This is a genomic window from Pontibacter anaerobius (assembly GCF_026241195.1).
Classification (GTDB): domain Bacteria; phylum Bacteroidota; class Bacteroidia; order Cytophagales; family Hymenobacteraceae; genus Pontibacter; species Pontibacter anaerobius.
On sequence record NZ_JAPFQO010000006.1, the window covers coordinates 156,554 to 176,789 of the forward strand.

Genomic DNA, 20,236 nt, shown 5'->3' on the forward strand with positions numbered 1-20,236 from the left:
AATGCGAAAACAAGGCTGCGCCTTAGCAGCAAGATAAGGGTAAACATCTGCTCAATAAAAGTCCTGTTTTATACCTGTTTCTGAATAAGAGCAAATCATGGACGGGTACGGCAAAAGTACAAAAATCCATGAGAAAAAAATTAATTTGAAGCCTTCGCTTAAAATAATTTTGCGTATATTTCCTTCAACTGATTTTTACAATATTTTGTTTCTATTTTGCTATTAAATATTAAAAATTAACTATGAATCTGGAATTGGTGGATAAACATCGCGAGACACTACAAAAAGCCGTGCAGGCTCTGCACAACCGTACTTTTTTTGCCTACTATCCTGAAAACCCTTCACCCGAAGTATACGGTGAAACAGCAGACAAAGAAGGCCGGGAGAAGTATAAAAATTTTCTGAACAACAAATTTACCGAACTACTGCAGCAAGGTGAGAAAGCCTGGGCCGGGCAGGAGGAGTCGCCGTACGAGCAGCAGTCGCTGGGCGTAAAGTACCCTTTCTTTGAGCCAGACACCCTGATCAGCCGTGCTGAGGAGGCCTACCACCAGTGGCGAAAGGTTAAGCCTGCCGACCGTGCAGCCATACTTGTGGAGGCGCTGGAAAACCTCAAAAGCCGTTTCTTCGAGATTGCCTACGCCACCATGCATACCACCGGGCAGGCCTACATGATGTCGTTCCAGGCATCGGGCCCGCACGCCGCTGACCGTGCGTTGGAAGCCATTGCCGCTGGCTACGAAGAGCAGACCCGTTTCCCGGAGAGCACTGAGTGGGAGAAGCCGATGGGCAAGTATAACCTGAAGCTGAACAAAACCTGGAAAGCCGTACCGAAAGGCGTTGCCCTGGTAATTGGCTGCTCTACCTTCCCGACCTGGAACACAGTGCCGGGTATGTTCGCCAGCCTGGTTACCGGTAACCCGGTTATCGTGAAGCCGCACCCAAAGGCTGTGCTGCCAATTGCCATTGTGGTGGCTGAGGTACAGAAGGTGCTGCAAGCAAACAACCTGAACCCGAACATCTGCCAGCTGGGCGTAGACGCCGACGACCGTTTGATTACGAAGGAGCTAGCTGAGAACCCAAAGGTGAAACTGATTGACTACACCGGCGGAACCGAGTTCGGTAATTACGTGGAGAGCCTGCCGGGCAAAACAACATTTACAGAGAAAACCGGGGTAAACTCTATCATCATCGATTCTGTGGATGATCTGGATAAAGTGGTGCAGAACCTTGCTTTCTCAGTAACCCTGTACTCTGGCCAGATGTGTACTGCGCCGCAGAATTTCTTTGTGCCGGAGACAGGTATAAAAGTAGGAGGTGAAACAGTGCCCTATGAGGAAGTAGTGGAGAAGGTTGCCGGCGCCGTTACGGCCCTGGTGAATAACCCTAAAGCTGCGCCGCATATCCTGGGAGCTATACAAAACCCGGCCACTGCCGAGCGTGTAAAGAGCGCCTCCTCCGTAAAAGGCCGCGAGGTGCTTAGCAGCTGTGATTTCGAAAACCCGATGTTTGCCAATGCCCGCACCTGCACGCCAGTTATTTATGAGGTTGACGCCACTGAGAAAGAGAGCTACAGCCGTGAGCTGTTCGGCCCGGTGGTGCTGATTATCAAAACAAAGAACACTGACCAGTCGATAGAGTTAGCTAAGGAAATGGCCATGAATTTTGGCGCGATCTCCTGCGGCGCTTATACTACAGACCCTGCCGTGAAAGAGAAGATCATGGATGAAATGGGATTGGCGGGAACACCGGTTAGCTTTAACCTGACAGGCGGCATTTACGTGAACCAGAACGCCAGTTTCTCCGATTTCCATGTGACGGGCGGCAACCCTGCCGGTAACGCATCCTTCACAAACCCCGAGTTTGTTATCAAACGCTTTACCTGGGTTGGTTTCCGGGAGCCGGTAATGGGCTAGAAGTGTAAAGTCATACTTATAAAAAATGCCCTGCAGTAATTGCAGGGCATTTTTTTATTTTATCATGTTATCGGCATCGTTGTGGAGGTTGCTGATGTTCTTGTGCAGGTCGCTCCAGTGCTGCTGCTCATTGCTGGGGTCGCCCATTTTTTGTACGATCAGTTCCCGCTTTCGCTCCAGCCCGGCTATGTGCTCGTGATACGTGTGGTTAGAGTCGGCGGCGGTGGCGTTTACGCGCGCTTTAAGCGTTGTTATCTTTTTATCCAGCTCATCCAGGCTTTTCTGCACCTCTCCCTTAGTAAGGTGGTCCGGGGCTCGCATATGTTCTGGTTTTAAAGGGTAATTATCCATAGTCTAAATGCTTTGTTTAAAATCTGGCCACGTGGGTGCCATACCACTATTACTCCAATTTGAGTTAAAAGGATGTGTAGCCGGCAAGCGCTTTCGGTGGCATGGCTTGAAGAAACGACAAGCTTGAGCGGCTGACTTTGTTTAACGTTGGTGCAGATCCAAGTATAAAGCTGTAAATGGGAAAGAAAGTATGACTGCTGCTGTTTAACGTTTCTTTGCTAAGAAATTTCACTTTTACAGTACTATAGTTTGATATTAACAGCAGGTATGCGATATTCGCAAAAAGATAAACAAAGTTGCCCGATGTCTCTGGTTTTGCAGGGAGTGCTGGTAAGCTTTGAAAGGAGTCGGGTAAATGAACAACTTAGTGAAGCCATATAATTTCCCTCTGGAACTGGTGCTGTTGGTAGATGACGATGAGACAACCAACTACCTGAATGAGCGCTTGCTCAAAGAAATGCAGGTTGCCAAAGAGATAAAGACGCTGAAGAACGGTAAGGAGGCGCTGAACTACATCGCCAAGGTGGAGGGCCCTGGTGCAACTGCAGGGGTTAAGCGTCCGGATCTTATATTTCTTGATATTAAAATGCCGGTGATGGATGGCTTCTCTTTTTTGGAGGAGTACCACAAACTAAGCGTTGACGAGGCAAACCCGGTGATCATACTGATGCTTACCTCCTCGGCCAGTTTCTATGACCTGGAAAAGCTTAAGGCTTTTAACAGGGTTAAAAAGCATTTCTCTAAGGCACTCACGAAGCACGATGTGCATGAGATCATGAACGAGTTTTTTAAACAGAAAAGCTAAAAAAGGGGCTGCAGATATATGTAGCGCCTTTTTTAGCTAGCCTTCCTGTATCAACTCAGTGGCGGGCCAGGTAAAGGTAAAGCGGCTTCCTTCCCCTTTCGAGTCAACCCAAATTTTACCTCCTTTTTCCTCTATTATCTTACGCACTATAGAAAGGCCCAGGCCCGAGCTACCTGGCCTCGCGAAAGACTGTCCTGTTTCGTACATACTAAAAATCTGCTCCTGTGCCTCCGGGGCTATTCCCGGGCCGTTGTCTTCTACGGTAAAGTATAACCAGTCTTTTTCGGGAGTATAGTTTACCTGCAGCAGTGCCCGCTCCGGCTGGTCGTGGTACTTAATGGCATTACCAATCAGGTTGCTGAAGACCTGGTACAGGTAAACTTCCTGCGTATATAACACCGGCAGGTTGGGCTGTATAATGATCTGGAAAGTAGCAGGTACCGTGAGGGAAGACACCACTTGGTGCAGGAGCACCTGCAGGTCAATGGCTTTTTTGGGTAAGTTGTGGTGCCCTGCCAGCGAGTAGGCAAGTATACCCGTTATCAGCCGATCCATTTTCTGGGTTTGCTGGCGCAGCATCGGGAACACGCGACCTGCCTCTTCCAGTTGCCCTGCTTCCAGGCAAGCCTCCAAGGCAGTGGTAATACCGTTAATATTCTGAAGCGGCGCGCGCAGGTCATGCGATACGGTGTGGGCAAAGGCGTCCAGGCTCAGGTTAATTTCCTGCAACAGCTTGTTTTTACTTTCACGTTCGTCCAGCAGTTGGTTTATGTCCTGGTTATACTTCTGCAGTTGCGAGTTAAGCCTCCGGATTTCCTGCAGTTGCTGCTCTGCTTCCAGGTTACGAAGGCGTAGTTGCTCCAAAACCTCCAGCAGCTGCATGTTCTGGTTCTTGATCTCGGCGTAAGGAGAAATAGCTGCCTCTTGCTTAAACTCTGTCGCCCACCTCTCCAGCGTTTCCTTGTTAACTCCGAAACCGGTCTGAGGTAGTTTTTTGGAGAGTCGAACGCGGGTGCCTTTTTCAAAATCACTCTCAATCTCGAACAGGTCTACCAGCTTTTTGGAGTTGATGATACCAGTTCCGCGCAGGCTGTTGCTAAAGTCCTTGCGGCTAAGTATAAGGTCCAGGTTACCGATGCCGCGGCCGCGGTCTGTTACCAGCGCCTCCAGGTACTTGTAGCCAGCTACCTCCGTCAGGCTATACTGTATGGCCCCATTGCCCACGTACTCCACCACGTTGCGGCAAATCTCAGAGACGGCAGTGGCAAACTTGGTCTGGTTGGCCTGGGGCATACCCAGACGCTCGGATAGCTGCATGGCGCGCTTGTAGGCCAGTACCACGTCCAGTTCGTTGTTAATGTCTATTTTGAGGATGCTTCGCTGCATACTTTATACTTTACTTCTGCAAACTACAACCAGTGCGTCATCGGTATGGCGTGCGTTATCTTTATAGAGCAGGGCCGCCACCGTGGTTGGCAAATGCCGGTTAAGCGAATGATACTTGCTCAGGTCCCAACGGGATTTTAGGCCGTCGGAGTGTATGATCAGCGTTCTGTGGCGCCCCCACTCCAGTTCCTGGTTGTTGAGCGTGGTAGGGATGTTATGGCCCAGAATACCGTTATAAGAGATCAGGTTCTTGTAGGGGGCGCTGCTGCCAAAAGATGTGTCGGGCGTGTAGAGCTTGCCCGCAATGTTGCCGATACCGCAGTAGCTTATGCGTTGGCTGGAGGCACTTATGTTGGCAACAAAACCCACAGCGCCGCGGGTGCGCTTTATACTATGGTGGACCTGGCGCAGCGCATCAGTGGGCAGCAGGGCAGGGGAGGACTTAAACACCTGTACTGCCTGTTGCGATGCTTCGTGCGCATTAGCGCCGTGGCCCAAACCGTCGAGCGCCAGCAAGTATAACTCAGTGCCTTTTTCTATAATGGCCAGGCCATCGCCGCACAATGTCTCCTTTGGTTTTGGCACCATTACATAACCTATTTCGTGGTGCCTTGCAGGCTGTGTTGCACCAGCCTTTGTCGTTTTAAAAATCCTGGAAAGTATAACAGTGCCTATGCCTTGCTGTGAGTACAGGTCAAAAACATCGGACTGTCTTTTGATGGCCCCCAAACCCTCGCCGGCTGTACCGAACGTGGAGATGCCGTCCTGCTGCATTCGGTTTGGGTCTGTCATGCCCGGGCCGTTATCAATACAGATCACCTCTATGCCTTCGGTTGGTGAGTTGCCCAAAGGGCGTACCAACAACTCGCCCCCTTGTGGCGAATGCTTCGTAAGGTTAGAGGCCATCTCGGCTACCACAATATTGAGCTTGCCTACATCATTAACGGACATGCCGATAGATTCTGCTATGCGTGCAATATCCCGCTTGGCCATGCTGGCGTAAGATTTATCGGGAATAGCGAAAAGCTGGTGTTGATTAACGTCCATGCTTCCAGTGTATGATGGTTACGGTAGTACCCTCGCCAGGTATGCTGTTGATGTCGAACTCGTTTACGAGGCGCTTCGCCCCAGGTAGCCCCAGACCCAGGCTCTTACCTGTGGAGAAGCCATCCTGCATAGCCTGTTGCACATTGGTTATACCAGGGCCCTGGTCCATAAAAATAAGCCTGATTCCGGACTGTGCATTCTTGCTTACGGTTTCCAGCATCACTTTTCCGCCATTGGCATACTTCAGCATGTTCCGGACAAGTTCGCTGGCAGCTGTAATAAGCTTAGTCTGGTTTACCAGGCTCATGCCTATTTTGGTGCTTAGCTCGCGAACCCGGTTCCTGAAAGGTACTACATCTTGCTCTCGCACGATTTGCATCGTGTCTTTAGTCATTACTATCATCAGGCTCCTCCTCGTCTTCTTCAGGATCATTCATGACGCCTATTTTGTCTCGTAAAAGCTCCATGCCTTTTTCCACGTCCAGGGCAGTGTACACGCCCTGCAGCGTAAGGCCAAGCTCCACCAGCGTAATGGCTACGGCAGGCTGCATGCCCACCACCACTGTCTCAGCATCCATGATCCGCGACATAGAGGCAATGTTGCCCAGAATGCGGCCCATAAAGGAGTCTACTATACTTACTGCGGAAATATCGATGAGCACACCTCTTGCGCCGGTTTTGCTCACCATACTAATCAAGTCATTTTCCAGGTTCAGGGCCAACCGGTCGTACAGGTCCACTTGTATGGTTACAAGCAGGAACGGGCCCATCTTCAGAATTGGAATTCTATCCATGGTGCTCTATACTATCGGGTAAGGCTGAAGCCTGTGTTCTTGTTTATTTTTCTCACTTCTACACTGCGCATGCTAAAGGCTAGCTGTAAGGCACTGGCCAGGCTTGCTTTGGTTTTAATATTAGAGAGGTCGATACCCAGGTGAACTATGGTCTGGGCAATCTCGGCACGGATACCGCTAATGATACACTCTGCACCCATAAGGCGTGTGGCGCTAACGGTTTTGATCAGGTGCTGTGCTACCAGTGAGTCTACCGCAGGCACGCCTGAGATATCAAGTATGGCAATGCTGCTGCCTGTGTTCACAATCTCCTCCAGCAGGTTCTCCATCACGATCTGCGTACGGGCACTATCCAGGGTACCGATGATTGGCAGGGCCAGGATTCCTTCCCACACACGGATAACCGGGGTGGATATCTCATTGATCTCATCGGTTTGGCGCAGGATCACTTCCTCACGGCCTTTGATGAAGGTATCGAAGGTCACCATGCTCAGGTTGTCGAGCAGTTTATGGGTTGTGATCAGCTCCTTGTAAAGTACCTCTGGCTGCTCACTGTACTTCTCTTCCAGCACCGTGCTGATTGCCTGCTTCAGGCTAAGGACATACATGCCGGTTTCTCGCGGGCTGAAACCCTGGCGGGCACGTGTTATAGAAATATCGCTCAGTATCTCCACTACCGGCTCATACTCGGGAGTGTAAATGTTATCCATGTTGCCGCTGGATGTTGCGCGTGCAAGCCCGCTTATTAATTCGTCTGATTGGCGGCGCAATTCCTCATTCGAGATAAGGTCATCACGTAGCGATGCATCAGCCAGTTGGTTTTGCATCCAGCTTTCCAGTATTTGCTTTTTGTTGTTTTGTAATAACTGAGCTATTTTGTTCATATGTCTGCTGTGAGGTTTGTGTGCGTTCTTGGGTTAAAAATTTTTATGATTGTACCTTAAGCCTAAAGGTATAAAATATATATTGGATTACTGTCCCGAACAGCTTTTAAAGAAAGCACAAGCCTATACATACGGTGAAGTAAGAGAAAGGTAAACGAAGTATGAACCGCTTCAGTAGAATTCACCTTAATAATGGCGGAGTGGCAAGCTAGGCCGTAAATGCCGCAAATCTATACTTGTAAAAGTGCCTCTGAAGCGTTGGTTAAATGTTGGTTTCTGTTGAAATTTCAATGTTTTTGCCTCCTGCTGACGCAGATTCTGACGCAAGCGCTACTGACGCAGGAAGTGATGCAAGGTTATTTCTAGTGTACTGGTGTAGACGATATGTAAGCCGAAGATGTAACTTACATAATACTAGTAAATTGTTTTCTTATTCTGCTTGAAGCAAATATCTTGGAGGAACTGGTGGTGCCCATAAGTCAATTTGCTTCTTTATCTCTTCTGCTTCTTTTTCTTTTTCATTCCTAACCAAACCACCAATATTTAGTCCCTTCGGGTTGATGATACTTCTACCGATAAATATACTTTCCCAACCTAGAAGTGAAGCATTAGTCCTGGTGGCTAGCACCCATTCCTCCAGCTTTTGGATAAATTTACCATCCTTAGAGCTTTCCCAGTTCAAGTCATCCTTGATTTCTTTTAGCTCCTCAATGCAAGATTCATATAACCCGTCATCTTGTTGCTTAATTTCTCTGTCTAGGAACTCTCTCAGTTTTTTTATGTCCCCTTTGGAGTCCAACTTAGCCCTAATAATCGGCTCCTTCTCACACTTTTCATCAATATCAAGTATTTCTTCAACCAGCCAATTTGAAAGCGACTTTTTTACTAACCCGATTCCAGTAAATAGAATGGTGTTTGACTTTAGTAATTCTACTTCCTTCTTCATCTGTTTGAAATTGTTACTAGCTACTGTGTATAGATTATTATGACGTTTATCTGCAATATGTGCGGAGTAATAGTTGGCTCTCTCAGAGCCGGAATGAAAATAGAAAATCCTTCGACATCATGGAAGGGTTAGGAGAAACTTTTGGAGTGTCGGGGTAGAGAGCTCCACCTTTAGTGCCTGGAGATGTAAAAAAGCGGCCTGTGGTGGGGTATGTCTGAAGACTTACGTCAGTTAGTGTCAATTTTGAATCAGTAAAAAGGCCCTTTACTCGCTGTAAAGGGCCCTTTAGTAAGTCGGAGTGGCGGGATTCGAACCCACGACCTCCAGCACCCCATGCTGGCGCGATACCAGGCTACGCTACACCCCGATTAGGTAAGCAAAATAATGCGGGCACACTAAATTTACAAAATTTCTCACCTGAAAATATTACCCTATCAAAAGAGAAAACTATACTTTGAATTTAGCTATCAGAGTTCTCTTTAAAGCATATACTTCAAGATCTACAAGTATTATTGTGATCTAATCCTATTAATTAAAGTATAAACTCAAAGTGCTAACTTTCAGGAAGAACGCTTGTAAGTAGTTGGCGTATAGCTTATAAAAGTATAAAACTTACTATGAAAGCACAGGCTGTTAAACAATACATATTTCTCACCATACTTATACTTACAGCTGCGGCTTGCTCCACGGTTAGGGTGCTAGACACCGAGGCCGAGCAGGGGTTTCAGCTCTCTGAGTACAAGACCTTCGATTTTTATGATGTGGAAGCCAGCGGAGTTGAGCTTGAGCCTTACACGCCGCAACTCGACCATGTAAAGGAAGAGATAACCAAACAGTTGGAGCAGCGTGGGCTAAGCCGTAGTACTGCCCAGCCTGACCTGAAGATCAACCTTGGGGTAGTGGTGGCCGAGAAAGTACAGACCCGCGAAACGAACATCCTGACAGATCCTCCTTTTTATATGGGCCAGCGCCGCTATACCTGGAAGAGCGAGGAAGTAGTGGTGCGCCGGTACCGCGAAGGCACACTTTCGATGCACCTGGTAGATAATGCCCGTAATGAGCTGGTTTGGCAGGGTGCGGCAGAGGGAGTGATACCAGATGATAACTCCGCCAAGTTGCAAAACCGCATTAGCAAGGGAATTCAGAAATTGATACAGGAAATACCACAGTAGGTGGCAGCGTTAAGCATTCAGCGAAAACACCTCCTTTTGTGGATTGGTTAAGGTCTGTTTAGGCTCTTGCTCAGGTGGGGCAATGGTTTTGATAACCCGGGCCGGGTTTCCTACCGCTATAGAATTATCAGGGATATCTTTTACCACAACAGAGCCAGCCCCAATTCTTACGTTGTTCCCGATCCTTACTTCACCGATAATGCAAACATTAGAGCCCAATTCCACATTGTCGCCGAGAACAGGTGAGCCCGAGTAAGAGCCATCCGCCTTGCGAATGTTGCCCAGTGTTGTGGAGTGCCTGATAAAGCAGTTTTTGCCAATAACAGAGCAGCCGTTTACAACCAGCGCCTGACCATGGCCCAAAACTAAGCCAGGTCCTACGGTAGTCCAGTGGGGTAACTCTATGCAAAGAATCCACTCCACAAATACTTTGTAGAACGCCAGGTAAGGGAGCCAGATAATTCTGAAAATTTTATTGATGGAAGCAGGGTGAGCAAGCCGGAAGAGTACCATCACGAGCCTTCCTTTCAGGTTGCCTTTGTTGGCAGCCCAATCCTGAAATATATAGGACATACTACACTTGATTTTAACTGTGAGATAGGCTTTACGAGGGAGCCGTAGCTGACGTTGCATGAGCAGAACTGCCAACTAAAAGTATAGCCTATAATGTGCGTGTAAAATACTAGCTCGTAACCTGGTTTAGATAAAAGAGAGAGGTCACCTGTCTGTTCACCGGAAGAGGTGGGGCGAAGGGGGATTTAAAGCACCCTATACTTTTTTCATCCTGAAATAAGTATAGGCTTTTAATGAGATTGCTTATTAAGCTCAGACCTCTAATACAAAAGCACTGGAGGTCTGAACTTAGTTATAACATCTTCTCAGAGCCGTCTGCTTAATGCCGGGCGGGACAAAGTATAAATCTGTTATTTTACACAGTTAAAACAAGTTACTCGCATGGCTCATAGGTGATATCAACAAGTTCTTCCCGTTCCTTTTCTTTTCCGCCTTTTGCAGATTGGGCCAGTACCATGCCAATACCTTCTACATAATACTTTCTTTCAAACACGTCCGGCTCTAGCGCTGTAAATTCTTCGGTACCCAGCGTTTTATGAAACATTCCGTAGGCAACTTTTACTGTTCTCTTACTTGGGATCACTCTTCCCTGATCCTCAGCTTCGCCCGGAAAGTACTCCTGGTAATATGTTTCTCCAAGATGGTCGTAAGGGTCTGCCCACATGATAATTCCCGGCTTGGCACCATCTTCACCAGCCTCCCATGAGCCCTCCGTACTAGCAACACCATCTTCATAAGCTGTGGTAAACTCACCAAAGTACCAAACGTTACCCTCCACATCCTGTGCATACCAGTCATAGGTGTCTTCCAATACGTTTCCCTCCTCATCTGTCTCTACGACATGAACCACGGTGGTACTTACCCCTAATATTTCCTTTGTGTCGCAGGTAACTGTCGAGGTAATGTATATTGTTTCTGTTTCGTTGGCCTCTTTGGTAGTACCAACATAGTAGTAAGTCTCTCCGGGTCTCAACGGAAAGTAGGGGTTGTCAACTACGGCTACAAAATCGGCAGGGTCTATCTCTACATCCAGGATCTCATCGGCTGTTAACAACTTGATGTCACTTGCGCTCAGGTTTAGCGGTACAGGATCCAAAGAATCATCCTTGTTACAGGAACTCAGGCCAACAATAAGACAAACTACGAGTAATTTTACATTGAGTGTTTTCATAGAAATGGGCATTGACGTTAAATGAATGAAACAAATTTGAGCAGGGCGCTGTGCTTTGGAGGGATAGAAGCAAAGAGGGATGAAAAATCCCTTAAATGTTAAATACGATTATGATAAATTTGGGTTGGTTTTATACTATTATGTGGTGTGCGAGCCACATATACTTTAGTGAAATATTTACTTGCTCTCGCATCATGGCTGATGCTGAATGAAATAGACACCGACTAATTATAGTATGCTAATAAAAAAAGCGCCAGCCACTTCTGCAGTAGCTGGCGCCTGAAATTGTACTTGTGCTCTTAAGTGTACGAATTTCGAACCAGTTTATGGATGATTTGAGGAACTTGATTTCCTAGCTGTGCCTTTTTCCAACCATTTGAAAGTTTAATTTTAGTCAAGCTTTAGTCAGAATAAGAGAGGGTTTATAACAATCGTGTAATCTTTATTAATCTTTAAAAGACCAGCCTAAAGAATTCGTTGATAGTTGCAATATCGTTTTTGGAGTATTTTAGCCATAGTCTGATTGTTTAACTTAAAATAAGACTTTTAACATTTAGGGTTTTGCAAGTGGGTGTTTTCGTGCTTGCTTTAAACTTAATATATTAATATTTGTATATTAGCTCCTTTATTTTAAGATTGCGATTATTATATTTTTAAACTTAATCATCAAAATGCTATGGAACAAAATTTACCATTACCCCAAAGAGTCAAATCGACAGCTTGTGACTTGACTAAATTCTCAATACTACTTCTGACACTGGTTCTATGTTGCCTGTCTCCGGGAGTTCTCGCGTTGAATGTAAGTATTTCTGGAGCGAGTAGTGTATGCCCAAATCAACCGTATACCTATACTGCTTCGGTTAGCACGGAAACAGGTATAGAACCTTGCTCAAACGATTATGTTTATATTTGGTCAGTGAAAAAAAATGGTGTAACCATCATTAGCAACGACCCTAATAACTCTATGGGTAATTACCAGGTAAGTGGAAACTCCTTCACGCCCACCTTTCCAAATGAGCTAGGGCAGTTTGAGGTAACTGTTTCTGTACCGAAACCTTGCGTCTGGAATTCGCCAGGCTTTGCCACCAAGGCTGTTTCGATATCCTTAATGCCGATTGGGCCAATTACCGGACCCACCGGGCTTTGCCCGGGCAAGAGCTATGTGTTTTCAATCCCAAGTACTAACGATGCTGCCCACTGTTACTTCCATTTCGAATATACACGTATAGTTCCGGCGGGATGGTCCGTAGTGGACGTAAATGGAGGGCAATTTACTGTTTCAGTCCCCCTGAGTACCGCGTCTGGCAATTATCAGATCTCTGTCTATGGAAACCATCCTTTAGGATCCACTCCAGTTTCTACGATAGATGTGCACGTAGGTAACAATAACTCTCCTATGAATGTTGTGGGAGAGAACCCCAATGCACCAGGGCCATACTGTGCTGGCGATGTGGCAATATTTAGAGTTACGAACCCGCAACCGGGTATACAGTACACTTGGTCGGTGAGCCAGGCTAAAATTATCTCTGGACAAGGGACCTCAGAGATTCAAGTCAAGTTCAATTCATCAATCTACAGCAATACAGGAACAGCGCAGGTAACTTCCAGTGGATGCACGACTAGTCCGACCTCAACACTATTTTTTAACCTGGAAGACTGTTACGGCGGTTTTGCCGCGTCCCCTAATCCCGCTAGTACCGAACTAAAGGTTAGCTTCAAAAGTGAAAACGACAAAGGAAGAAGAATAAGTATAGTCTCGGAGACTGGGAAAACGGTAAAAGAAACAAGGTCACACTCAGCAAGTATAGTTTTAAATGTCAGGGAAATCCCTGCTGGCACCTACTATTTGAAAATCGTGTCAGATGAGGGCACAAGCGTCAGAAGAATTCTTATTGAGCGATAAGTCGCGTATTGCCGCAGTCTTTATTTAGGCTGCGGCAATTTTTTGTAAAACATTGATAAATAGGTTGATAGGCTAGCTTTTTTTCTGTACACTTCATCTTCCCGCTATATGTGCTTTATTTCTACTCTTAGAACAGACGAATCCTTACTGACTACAATGGAGCGCTCCGCCAAGCTACGGTATTTGCTGCTATTTGCAATCTCTTTTCTTGCTTTCTCACCGGCTATGGCGCAGCAGGCTGAGGGGAAGCGCAACTCCTTTTTCCTGGAGCTGGGCGGCAACGGCGGTTTCTACTCCCTCAACTATGACCGCATTCTGATGGCCTCCGGCGGCTGGAGCCTGGCAGGGCGCATGGGGGCTATGTACTACGGCACGGATTCCGGGGGAATGGAAGCAGGTCGCTCGGTTTGGCTCGCCGCCCCCCTGGAGGTATCCTGGCTCCGGGGGAGGAGAAACCACCGGCTGGAGCTCGGGCTTGGGGTGACGCCCCTCTACCAGGAATACCCCGAGGAGGGCTCTTCGCAGGAAAAAGAACTGAGGCTGCTGCCGGTTGGCAGGGTGGGCTACCGCTTCCAGCGAGCAGAAGGGGGCATGTTCTACAAGGCGGGCTTCACGCCCATGGCGCAGTTCAACCACGAGGAGGCCAGCCTGGGTCGCGGCGTGTTTCTGCCTTGGTTCGGGCTTGCCGTCGGCTACACGCTGAAGCAATAACCGGTTCAATCCTGAAATCAGCCACGGTCGAAAACGAAAGCTATGCGATACTTTTTGCAGCTCTACCTTGCCCTTGCCTGCTGCCTGACGGGCGGCGCGGCACTTGCCCAGGGGCAGGCCAACATCTGGTACTTTGGCAACGGCGGGGCCGGCCTGGACTTTAACCTGCGCCCGCCGGGGGTGCTGACCGGTGGGGCCCTGCTGGCCTCGGAGGGGGTGGCCACCATGGCCGACTCCACGGGCCGGCTCCTCTTCTACACCAACGGGGAGCGCATCTGGAACCGCGAGCATCGGGTGATGGCCAACGGCTCTGACCTGGCCGGGCACCTCTCCGCCCGGCAGGGCGTTGTCATCGTGCCGCAGCCCGGCAGCAAAACCCGTTATTTTGTCTTTACCACGGACGCGCTCGAGAACCGCTTTGCCAAGGGCCTGCGCTACTCCGTGGTGGACATGGCGCGGCAGTCGGGCCTGGGTGAGGTAACGACCAGGAACACGCTGCTCCACCCCCTGGCCGAGGAGAACCTGGCGGCGACAGGCGCCTGCGGCTGCTCCAACTCCGGCCGCTACTGGGTGGCCGCCGACAGGCAGGACCGCCCCGGCATACTGTATGCTTACCGTGTGGACGCCGGCGGGGTGAACCCGCAGCCGGTGGAGACGCTGCTCCCCGGCGTGGCCAGCATCACCTTCCTGAAATTCTCCCCGGCCGGGGACCGCGTGGCCTTCACGGGCCTGACAGACAGCGACGCCTCCGTCATCGGCATCGCCGACTTTGACGCGGCCACCGGCCGGTTTTCTGAGCTAAGGCTCATCCCGGTGGTTAGCAGGGACTACCACCGGGCCGTGGAGTTCTCCGGCGACGGCAAGCTGCTCTACTTCACGACCTGGTCCAGCCCGCAGCTGACGCAGTATGACCTAAGCCATGCCTCCGCCGGGGAGATGGCCCGCACGGCGCTGCCGCTGGTGCAGCGGCCTGTGTACAGCCTAAACAGCCCCCAGCTGGCCAGCGACGGGAAGATCTACTTGTCAGCCTACGACGGGAAGCAGACCAGCATGGCTGTCCTTGAGCACCCGAACCTCAAGGGGCCGGCCAGCCTCTTCAGGCAGGACGCCTTCCCCGGCATCGGCGCCTACATGCTGCCCAACTTTGTCACGAGCCTGCTCTACCGCAATGAGCTGCTGGCGCAGCGCGCGGACGCAGGCCCCGACAGGGATGTGTGCGCCAATGAGCCCGTGCGGCTCGGCAGCGCCCCGGACGGCAGGCTCCGCTACAGCTGGAGCACCGGCGCCCACCTGAGCGACTCGACGGTGGCCAGCCCTGAGTTCCGGTACGTGGGTGCGGTGGACAGGAAAAAGACGCTGCAATACGTGCTCACCGTCTCGGACGGCCCCTGCACGCGCCGCGACACGGTGGAGGTGACGGTGCACCCGCTGCCCAGGGCGGCCATCAGCGGCCCCCGGTCTGTGTGCCCCATGGTTGAGGGGGTGGTGTATCAGACGGATGCGGCGCAGGGGCACACCTTCCGCTGGCGCGTCAGAGGCGGCACGGTCCGCTCGGGCCAGGGAACGGCCGCCGTCACGGTGGACTGGGGGCCGACCAACGCGGCCGCCTGGGTGGAGGTGGCGCCCGTGAACGGGATTGGCTGTGTGGGCCCCCCGGCCAGGATGCCGGTGAGGGTTAACGTCGAGCTGGAGACCGAGACGCCGCAAGGGCCGCAGTCGGTCTGCCTGAATCAGCGCGCAGGGAACGCGTATCACGTTTCCCCGGCCAGTGGATCAGTTTACACCTGGGGCGCGCTCGGGGGCAGGGTCGTTTCCGGCCAGGGTTCGGCGAGGGCGGTGGTGGACTGGGACGGAACCGGAACCAAGAAGCTGTGGGTGCAGGAGCAGAGCGTTACGGTGGACACCGTTTGCTACGGCGTGTCCGACACCCTGCGGGTCAATGTCTTCCAGGACCCCACTGCGATTGCGATCGATTTTGTGACGATAAACGATGAGGAGGGCACCGAAAGCCTGGTGCAATGGCGGGTTGACGGAGCGCTCAGCGCAGGGGGCGCGACCTCCCTGCAGCGCAGGGCAGAGGGATCCCCCGTATGGGCGGAGGTTGCCTCTGTTCCAAACACGCGCCGCAGCCGGGCGGACTCAGGGCTGCGCGGCCGGGAGGAGGTGTATGCATATAGGGTCGTGGCCCGGAATGGCTGCGGGGAGGAGGTTGCCAGTGACGTGCACCGGACAATACGGCTGCGGGGGGAGGCTGACGCAGGAGAGAAAACCCTGACGCTTCGCTGGAGCCCCTACGAGGGCTGGGAGGAGGGCGTCTTGCGCTACCAGGTGTGGCGCAGGCTGGACGGGCAAGCAGATTACACCCTGCTGCAGGAGGTGGACGGCACCACGCTCTCCCTTCCGGGGCTGAACGCCACGGAAGGCTTCACCCACAGTTACAGGGTCAAGGCCATGGCCGCAGGCAAACCCTGGGAGTCATGGTCCAACAGTACCGAGCTCTCCTTTGAGCATGCGCTCAACATACCCAATATCTTCAGCCCAAACGGCGACGGCATGAACGACACGTTCTTTATCCCTCAAATAGAGCTTTACCCTGACAACGAGTTGGTGGTGGTGAACCGGCTGGGGCGGGAGGTGTTCCGCAGGAGCGACTACCGGGGGAACTGGACTGGCGGAGACCTGAGTGCCGGCGTTTATTACTACAGCCTATACGTCGGTAAGCTCGGCAGGACCCTCAAAGGATGGGTGGAGATCGTCAGGTGATCTCCACCGCCGGTTTCAGGCGTGGAATGCATGGGCGAATATTCTCGCTAACGGTAGGTAAGATTAGGAAACACCTTTGCACTCAGTTAAGTAAATATTGTTTTGCAGTAGAAGATTCATAAAAGATTATTCCTCAATTTTAGCCCTTAAATGCTTAAGTCGGTTGCAAACGTAGAATCGGGCGTTAGAATTGCTTTATTGTATTATTCTGATTCTTGATATAAATAGATGAAAGTATGTTTTTTTGATATTTATTTGTGAAGGTTCCTTTTTTGCAGAAAAAAAGCGCCAGCCACTTTTGCAGTGGCTGGCGCTTGAAATTGTACTTGTGCTCTCAAGGATACGAATTTCGAACCATTTTATGGAGGATTTGAGGAGGTTGAGCAGCTAGCCTAATATGTAGACAAGCACTCGTGCAGCAAGGAGAGTAATTTATAATTTGCGTCCCCGGCCTCGCTTCAATTTTGGCTTCGCCTGTATTTCCTTGATGTCGCTCAGGTCTCTGGCCCTGCCAACTGCTTCCTTGTTCCGGACGAACTCGCGCAGGCCGATGTAGGCTACGTGCAGCCCCTCAAGCTCCACCTGCTCGCGGTTGCCGTAGGCTTCCTGGAAGCTGACGCCGTCGATGGTGTTGAGGATGTCAATGCGCAAGGGAGGATAACCAATTTGGGTAACATAGCCTTCTTTAAGGAAGTCGTCCTTCTCAAAGCCAAGGGAGGCAAGACCGAAATCCTGTAGCACCTCCAGCATGCGCTGTGCATTTTCCTCCGAAACCTTTATCCAGATGTCCAGATCACCGGTGTGGCGCGGCCTTCCGTGGAAGGCGAGCGCGTAGCCCCCGACCACCAGATACTCTACCTCGTGCTTGTTGAGCAGGCCAATGAAGTCTTCAAAATCCCTAGCGAGCACCATGAGAGAGCATTCTTTTTGTCACAGCGGTTTTGTCCATCCTTTGTCCTGGCTTGAGGTACTGTGAGATAATGAAGGTCACCGCTTCCATTCGCTCTCTTGGGGAGCGGTCGAGCCAGTAAAAAAGGTCCTCCCGCTCATCGATCTCTTTTATATGGCCTTTTCGTACGACAGCTTGTATGCGCATGATATTCAGTTAACTGTATACAAGGCAGATTAAGATATGCCCTTTACAAATATACTAAATTAATCAGACACTTGTTGTGACCTTGTTGTCGTAATAAGAGTTGTAAATTTGCGTATTAAATATAACCATATTGATATGGTGTTAGTGAAGAAAAATGATTAAAGTAGTATATAATCGCTTAATTTAGGTGGGTATTTAACCAAAAAGCGCCAGCCACTTTAGCAGTAGCTAGCGCCGAAAATTGTACTTGTGCACCCGAGAGGATTCGAACCCCTAACCCTCGGAGCCGAAATCCGATATTCTATCCAGTTGAACTACGGGTGCAGATTGTTTGCAAAAATAGCAAGTATGCGCATATTACGAAACTTCTGCTGTGAAAAATGTGCTAAATAGCCGGAATAACTTCCTGCTCAAAAAACATTCCCCCTGCTTCCGTAGTTAACCAAACAATAAAAGCATTCATAAACAGCTGATAACTATGAAGAAACTGTATACGGCAGAGGTTACTGCCACTGGAGGCCGTCGTGGGTACGTAACGTCATCAGACGGAATAATTAATATGAAACTGGCCTTACCCGAAGGCTTAGGAGGGCAGGGGGGAGCCACTAACCCCGAGCAGCTGTTCGCTGCTGGCTATGCTGCCTGTTTCCAGAGCGCCCTTTTGGTAGTAGCCGGAAAGCACCACATACGCCTTGACCCAGCCTCTACCGTGGCTGCCCACGTGGACCTAAACCAGAAGGACGACGGCGCCTATGCTCTAAGCGTGAAGCTTGCAGTTGAGATAAAAGGAGTAGATAAAGATAAAGCACAGGAAATGGTGGACGAAGCGCACCAGATCTGCCCATACTCTATTGGTACACGCGGAAATGTAGAAGTGGAGCTGGAGGTTATCTAGAATGATTGAGTTTAGGCGCTAGAAAGTATAAATGGCACCGTTTCTTTATCCGATTAGATGCGTAACATCCTTAAAGTATACGTATAAAAAAGAAAGGGCTGCCAAAACTGGCAGCCCTTTCTTTTTTATACTTTGAAGTTCTAAACTCCTTGCTCAGCAAGAACCTGCTTTACTTTTTCAGCAGCCTCTTTCAGAACTACGGCAGAGTATACTTTCAGGCCAGACTCATCAATGATTTTGGCGCCTTCCTCAGCGTTGGTACCTTGCAGACGAACAATGATCGGAACGTTGATGTCGCCGATGTTCTTGTAAGCCTCTACCACACCGTTAGCCACTCTGTCGCAACGAACGATACCACCGAAGATGTTGATCAGGATGGCCTTTACGTTCGGGTCTTTCAGGATAATGCGGAAACCTGCCTCAACAGTCTGCGCGTTTGCCCCACCCCCTACGTCAAGGAAGTTAGCAGGCTCACCGCCAGAAAGTTTGATAATATCCATGGTAGCCATTGCCAGACCAGCGCCGTTTACCATACAGCCTACGTTACCGTCAAGCTTTACATAGTTCAGGTGGTGCTTGCCAGCCTCAACCTCCAAAGGATCTTCCTCAGAGATATCACGCAGGGCAGCCAGGTCTTTGTGACGGAACAGGGCGTTGTCGTCCAGGTCTACCTTGGCGTCAACTGCCAGAATTTTGTTATCAGATGTCTTCAGCACAGGGTTGATCTCGAACATAGAAGAGTCCGTGTCAACGTATGCTTTGTACAGGTTGGTTACGAATTTCACCATCTCCTTGAACGCCTCACCCTCTAAGCCGAAAGCGAAAGCGATCTTGCGGGCCTGGAAGCCCTGCAGACCAACAGCCGGGTCGATCCACTCTTTGATGATTTTCTCCGGAGTCTTCTCAGCTACCTCCTCGATGTCCATACCACCTTCTGTAGATGCCATGATCACGTTTTGGCCTTTGGCACGGTCCAGCAGGATGCTCAGGTAGTATTCTTTAGGGTCAGATTCGCCTGGATAGTACACATCCTGCGCTACCAGCACCTTCTGTACCAGTTTGCCCTCAGGGCCGGTCTGGTGCGTAACCAGTGTCATGCCCAGAATCTGGTCAGCGATTTCTTTTACCTGGTCAAGGTTTTTGGCCAGTTTCACACCGCCACCCTTACCACGGCCACCCGCATGGATCTGAGCCTTGATAACGTGCCAACCTGTGCCGGTCTCCTCGGTCAGTTTCATGGCAGCTTTTACTGCCTGGTCTGGCGTCTCAGCCACGATACCCTCCTGGATACGTACTCCGTAGCTCTTTAAAATTTCTTTAGCCTGATATTCGTGTATGTTCATGCTTTCAGTTTTAATGGACGCACGAAAGTACGCCTTTATCGTCTTAAATTCAAGTAAAGTGTTTTTAAAATATAACTTGTGAAGCTGCGGTCCGGTTGCGTCTCGCAACGTGCCCTCGTACAAATCTTTACCAGTAGCCTGCGCGCGCAGGGCGGCTGTTTGTACATCTCCTCTCTCTTACATAAACAGAGTGTTTGAGTACGGAATATACTATGTTTTCGCCGCCCCAACTTTACTTGCAGTGGAACGACTACAGCTGTTGGTTTAGTGGAGAAATGGCGACATTTTTATGCTATGTAACTTATGTCACTAAACTGTAACATGTATAAGTTCTATATTTGGTAGGCCAGTCGTATTTCATTACCTTACAGGTAGATATATTCAGGATTCTTGAGTCTAAAGACCTGCTGCAGTTAAATTGCTTACGAAGGGGTTCTTTGCTGGCTCCTCTTTTGGCTGCGCCTATTCCGCTTATACTTT

Annotated in this window: 19 protein-coding genes, 2 tRNA genes and 1 pseudogene; 8 read left to right on the top strand and 14 right to left on the bottom strand. The window is 49.9% G+C overall.

The genetic code is table 11. The features are described from left to right. Positions 1-242: 242 nt before the first annotated feature. Complete coding sequence (gene paaN, locus OO017_RS09700) at positions 243-1,916, top strand: phenylacetic acid degradation protein PaaN (RefSeq protein WP_266052282.1); 1,674 nt, start codon at positions 243-245, stop codon at positions 1,914-1,916. A 54-nt stretch (positions 1,917-1,970) separates the two neighbouring features. Here paaN and OO017_RS09705 read toward each other — a convergent pair whose 3' ends face one another. After that, a complete protein-coding gene (locus OO017_RS09705; protein ID WP_266052283.1) occupies positions 1,971-2,237 on the bottom strand; it encodes a sll1863 family stress response protein in 267 nt (88 codons plus the stop codon). A gap of 385 nt (positions 2,238-2,622) precedes the next feature. On the opposite strand from OO017_RS09705, the gene OO017_RS09710 reads away from it, so the two are divergent. Continuing rightward, positions 2,623-3,072 (top strand): response regulator, encoded by a 450-nt coding sequence (locus tag OO017_RS09710; protein ID WP_266052284.1) that lies wholly within the window; start codon positions 2,623-2,625, stop codon positions 3,070-3,072. Positions 3,073-3,108: 36 nt separating this feature from the next. On the opposite strand, the gene OO017_RS09715 is transcribed toward OO017_RS09710, so the two are convergent. From OO017_RS09715 to OO017_RS09745, 7 genes are all read right to left on the bottom strand, one after another. After that, positions 3,109-4,458: a sensor histidine kinase gene (locus OO017_RS09715; protein ID WP_266052285.1), complete on the bottom strand. Its 1,350-nt coding sequence runs from the start codon at positions 4,456-4,458 to the stop codon at positions 3,109-3,111. A 3-nt stretch (positions 4,459-4,461) separates the two neighbouring features. Continuing rightward, positions 4,462-5,505, bottom strand: a complete 1,044-nt coding sequence (locus OO017_RS09720) for an ATP-binding protein (protein ID WP_266052286.1) — start codon at positions 5,503-5,505, stop codon at positions 4,462-4,464. Continuing rightward, the gene (locus tag OO017_RS09725; RefSeq protein ID WP_266052472.1) at positions 5,495-5,899 is read right to left on the bottom strand and encodes an anti-sigma regulatory factor; all 405 of its coding nucleotides are present in this window, start codon (positions 5,897-5,899) and stop codon (positions 5,495-5,497) included. Before OO017_RS09725 ends, OO017_RS09720 begins: the two co-directional genes overlap by 11 nt. After that, the gene (locus tag OO017_RS09730) at positions 5,892-6,299 is read right to left on the bottom strand and encodes an STAS domain-containing protein (RefSeq protein WP_266052287.1); all 408 of its coding nucleotides are present in this window, start codon (positions 6,297-6,299) and stop codon (positions 5,892-5,894) included. Before OO017_RS09730 ends, OO017_RS09725 begins: the two co-directional genes overlap by 8 nt. Before the next feature lie 11 nt (positions 6,300-6,310). After that, positions 6,311-7,183, bottom strand: a complete 873-nt coding sequence (locus OO017_RS09735) for an STAS domain-containing protein (RefSeq protein ID WP_266052288.1) — start codon at positions 7,181-7,183, stop codon at positions 6,311-6,313. 430 nt (positions 7,184-7,613) lie between these two features. Continuing rightward, on the bottom strand, positions 7,614-8,129 hold the full coding sequence (locus OO017_RS09740) for a hypothetical protein (RefSeq protein ID WP_266052289.1): 516 nt from the start codon (positions 8,127-8,129) through the stop codon (positions 7,614-7,616). A gap of 293 nt (positions 8,130-8,422) precedes the next feature. Then, a tRNA-Pro gene (locus OO017_RS09745) sits at positions 8,423-8,496 on the bottom strand. Between the two features lie 250 nt (positions 8,497-8,746). Here OO017_RS09745 and OO017_RS09750 point away from each other — a divergent pair. After that, positions 8,747-9,301, top strand: coding sequence for a DUF4136 domain-containing protein (locus tag OO017_RS09750; RefSeq protein WP_266052290.1), 555 nt, complete (start codon positions 8,747-8,749; stop codon positions 9,299-9,301). A 9-nt stretch (positions 9,302-9,310) separates the two neighbouring features. Here OO017_RS09750 and OO017_RS09755 read toward each other — a convergent pair whose 3' ends face one another. The 3 genes from OO017_RS09755 to OO017_RS09765 all read right to left on the bottom strand — a co-directional run bounded on the left by OO017_RS09755 (position 9,311) and on the right by OO017_RS09765 (position 12,200). Next, positions 9,311-9,874, bottom strand: a complete 564-nt coding sequence (locus tag OO017_RS09755) for a serine acetyltransferase (RefSeq protein WP_266052291.1) — start codon at positions 9,872-9,874, stop codon at positions 9,311-9,313. Between the two features lie 373 nt (positions 9,875-10,247). Beyond that, positions 10,248-10,970, bottom strand: coding sequence for a hypothetical protein (locus tag OO017_RS09760; protein ID WP_266052292.1), 723 nt, complete (start codon positions 10,968-10,970; stop codon positions 10,248-10,250). 1,047 nt (positions 10,971-12,017) lie between these two features. Beyond that, the gene (locus OO017_RS09765) at positions 12,018-12,200 is read right to left on the bottom strand and encodes a hypothetical protein (protein ID WP_266052293.1); all 183 of its coding nucleotides are present in this window, start codon (positions 12,198-12,200) and stop codon (positions 12,018-12,020) included. Here OO017_RS09765 and OO017_RS20020 point away from each other — a divergent pair. From OO017_RS20020 to OO017_RS09780, 4 genes and pseudogenes are all read left to right on the top strand, one after another. After that, positions 12,154-12,354 (top strand): annotated as a pseudogene (locus OO017_RS20020) (hypothetical protein); the annotation flags it as partial. The gene OO017_RS09765 and the pseudogene OO017_RS20020 sit on opposite strands and share 47 nt — an antisense overlap. An 87-nt stretch (positions 12,355-12,441) precedes the next feature. Beyond that, a complete protein-coding gene (locus OO017_RS09770; protein ID WP_266052294.1) occupies positions 12,442-12,948 on the top strand; it encodes a T9SS type A sorting domain-containing protein in 507 nt (168 codons plus the stop codon). Between the two features lie 183 nt (positions 12,949-13,131). After that, a complete protein-coding gene (locus OO017_RS09775) occupies positions 13,132-13,659 on the top strand; it encodes a hypothetical protein (protein WP_266052295.1) in 528 nt (175 codons plus the stop codon). A gap of 42 nt (positions 13,660-13,701) precedes the next feature. Further along, complete coding sequence (locus OO017_RS09780) at positions 13,702-16,422, top strand: T9SS type B sorting domain-containing protein (protein ID WP_266052296.1); 2,721 nt, start codon at positions 13,702-13,704, stop codon at positions 16,420-16,422. A gap of 432 nt (positions 16,423-16,854) precedes the next feature. On the opposite strand, the gene OO017_RS09785 is transcribed toward OO017_RS09780, so the two are convergent. Further along, positions 16,855-17,334, bottom strand: a complete 480-nt coding sequence (locus OO017_RS09785; protein WP_266052297.1) for a hypothetical protein — start codon at positions 17,332-17,334, stop codon at positions 16,855-16,857. Between the two features lie 434 nt (positions 17,335-17,768). Next, positions 17,769-17,842: transfer RNA gene (locus OO017_RS09790), tRNA-Arg, on the bottom strand. A 154-nt stretch (positions 17,843-17,996) separates the two neighbouring features. Between OO017_RS09790 and OO017_RS09795 the strand changes: the two genes are divergently transcribed. Next, complete coding sequence (locus OO017_RS09795) at positions 17,997-18,413, top strand: organic hydroperoxide resistance protein (RefSeq protein ID WP_266052298.1); 417 nt, start codon at positions 17,997-17,999, stop codon at positions 18,411-18,413. 140 nt (positions 18,414-18,553) lie between these two features. Here OO017_RS09795 and sucC read toward each other — a convergent pair whose 3' ends face one another. Continuing rightward, positions 18,554-19,756 carry an ADP-forming succinate--CoA ligase subunit beta gene (sucC, locus tag OO017_RS09800; protein WP_266052299.1) on the bottom strand — a complete coding sequence of 401 codons (1,203 nt, stop codon included), beginning with the start codon at positions 19,754-19,756 and terminating at the stop codon, positions 18,554-18,556. Positions 19,757-20,236 lie beyond the last annotated feature (480 nt).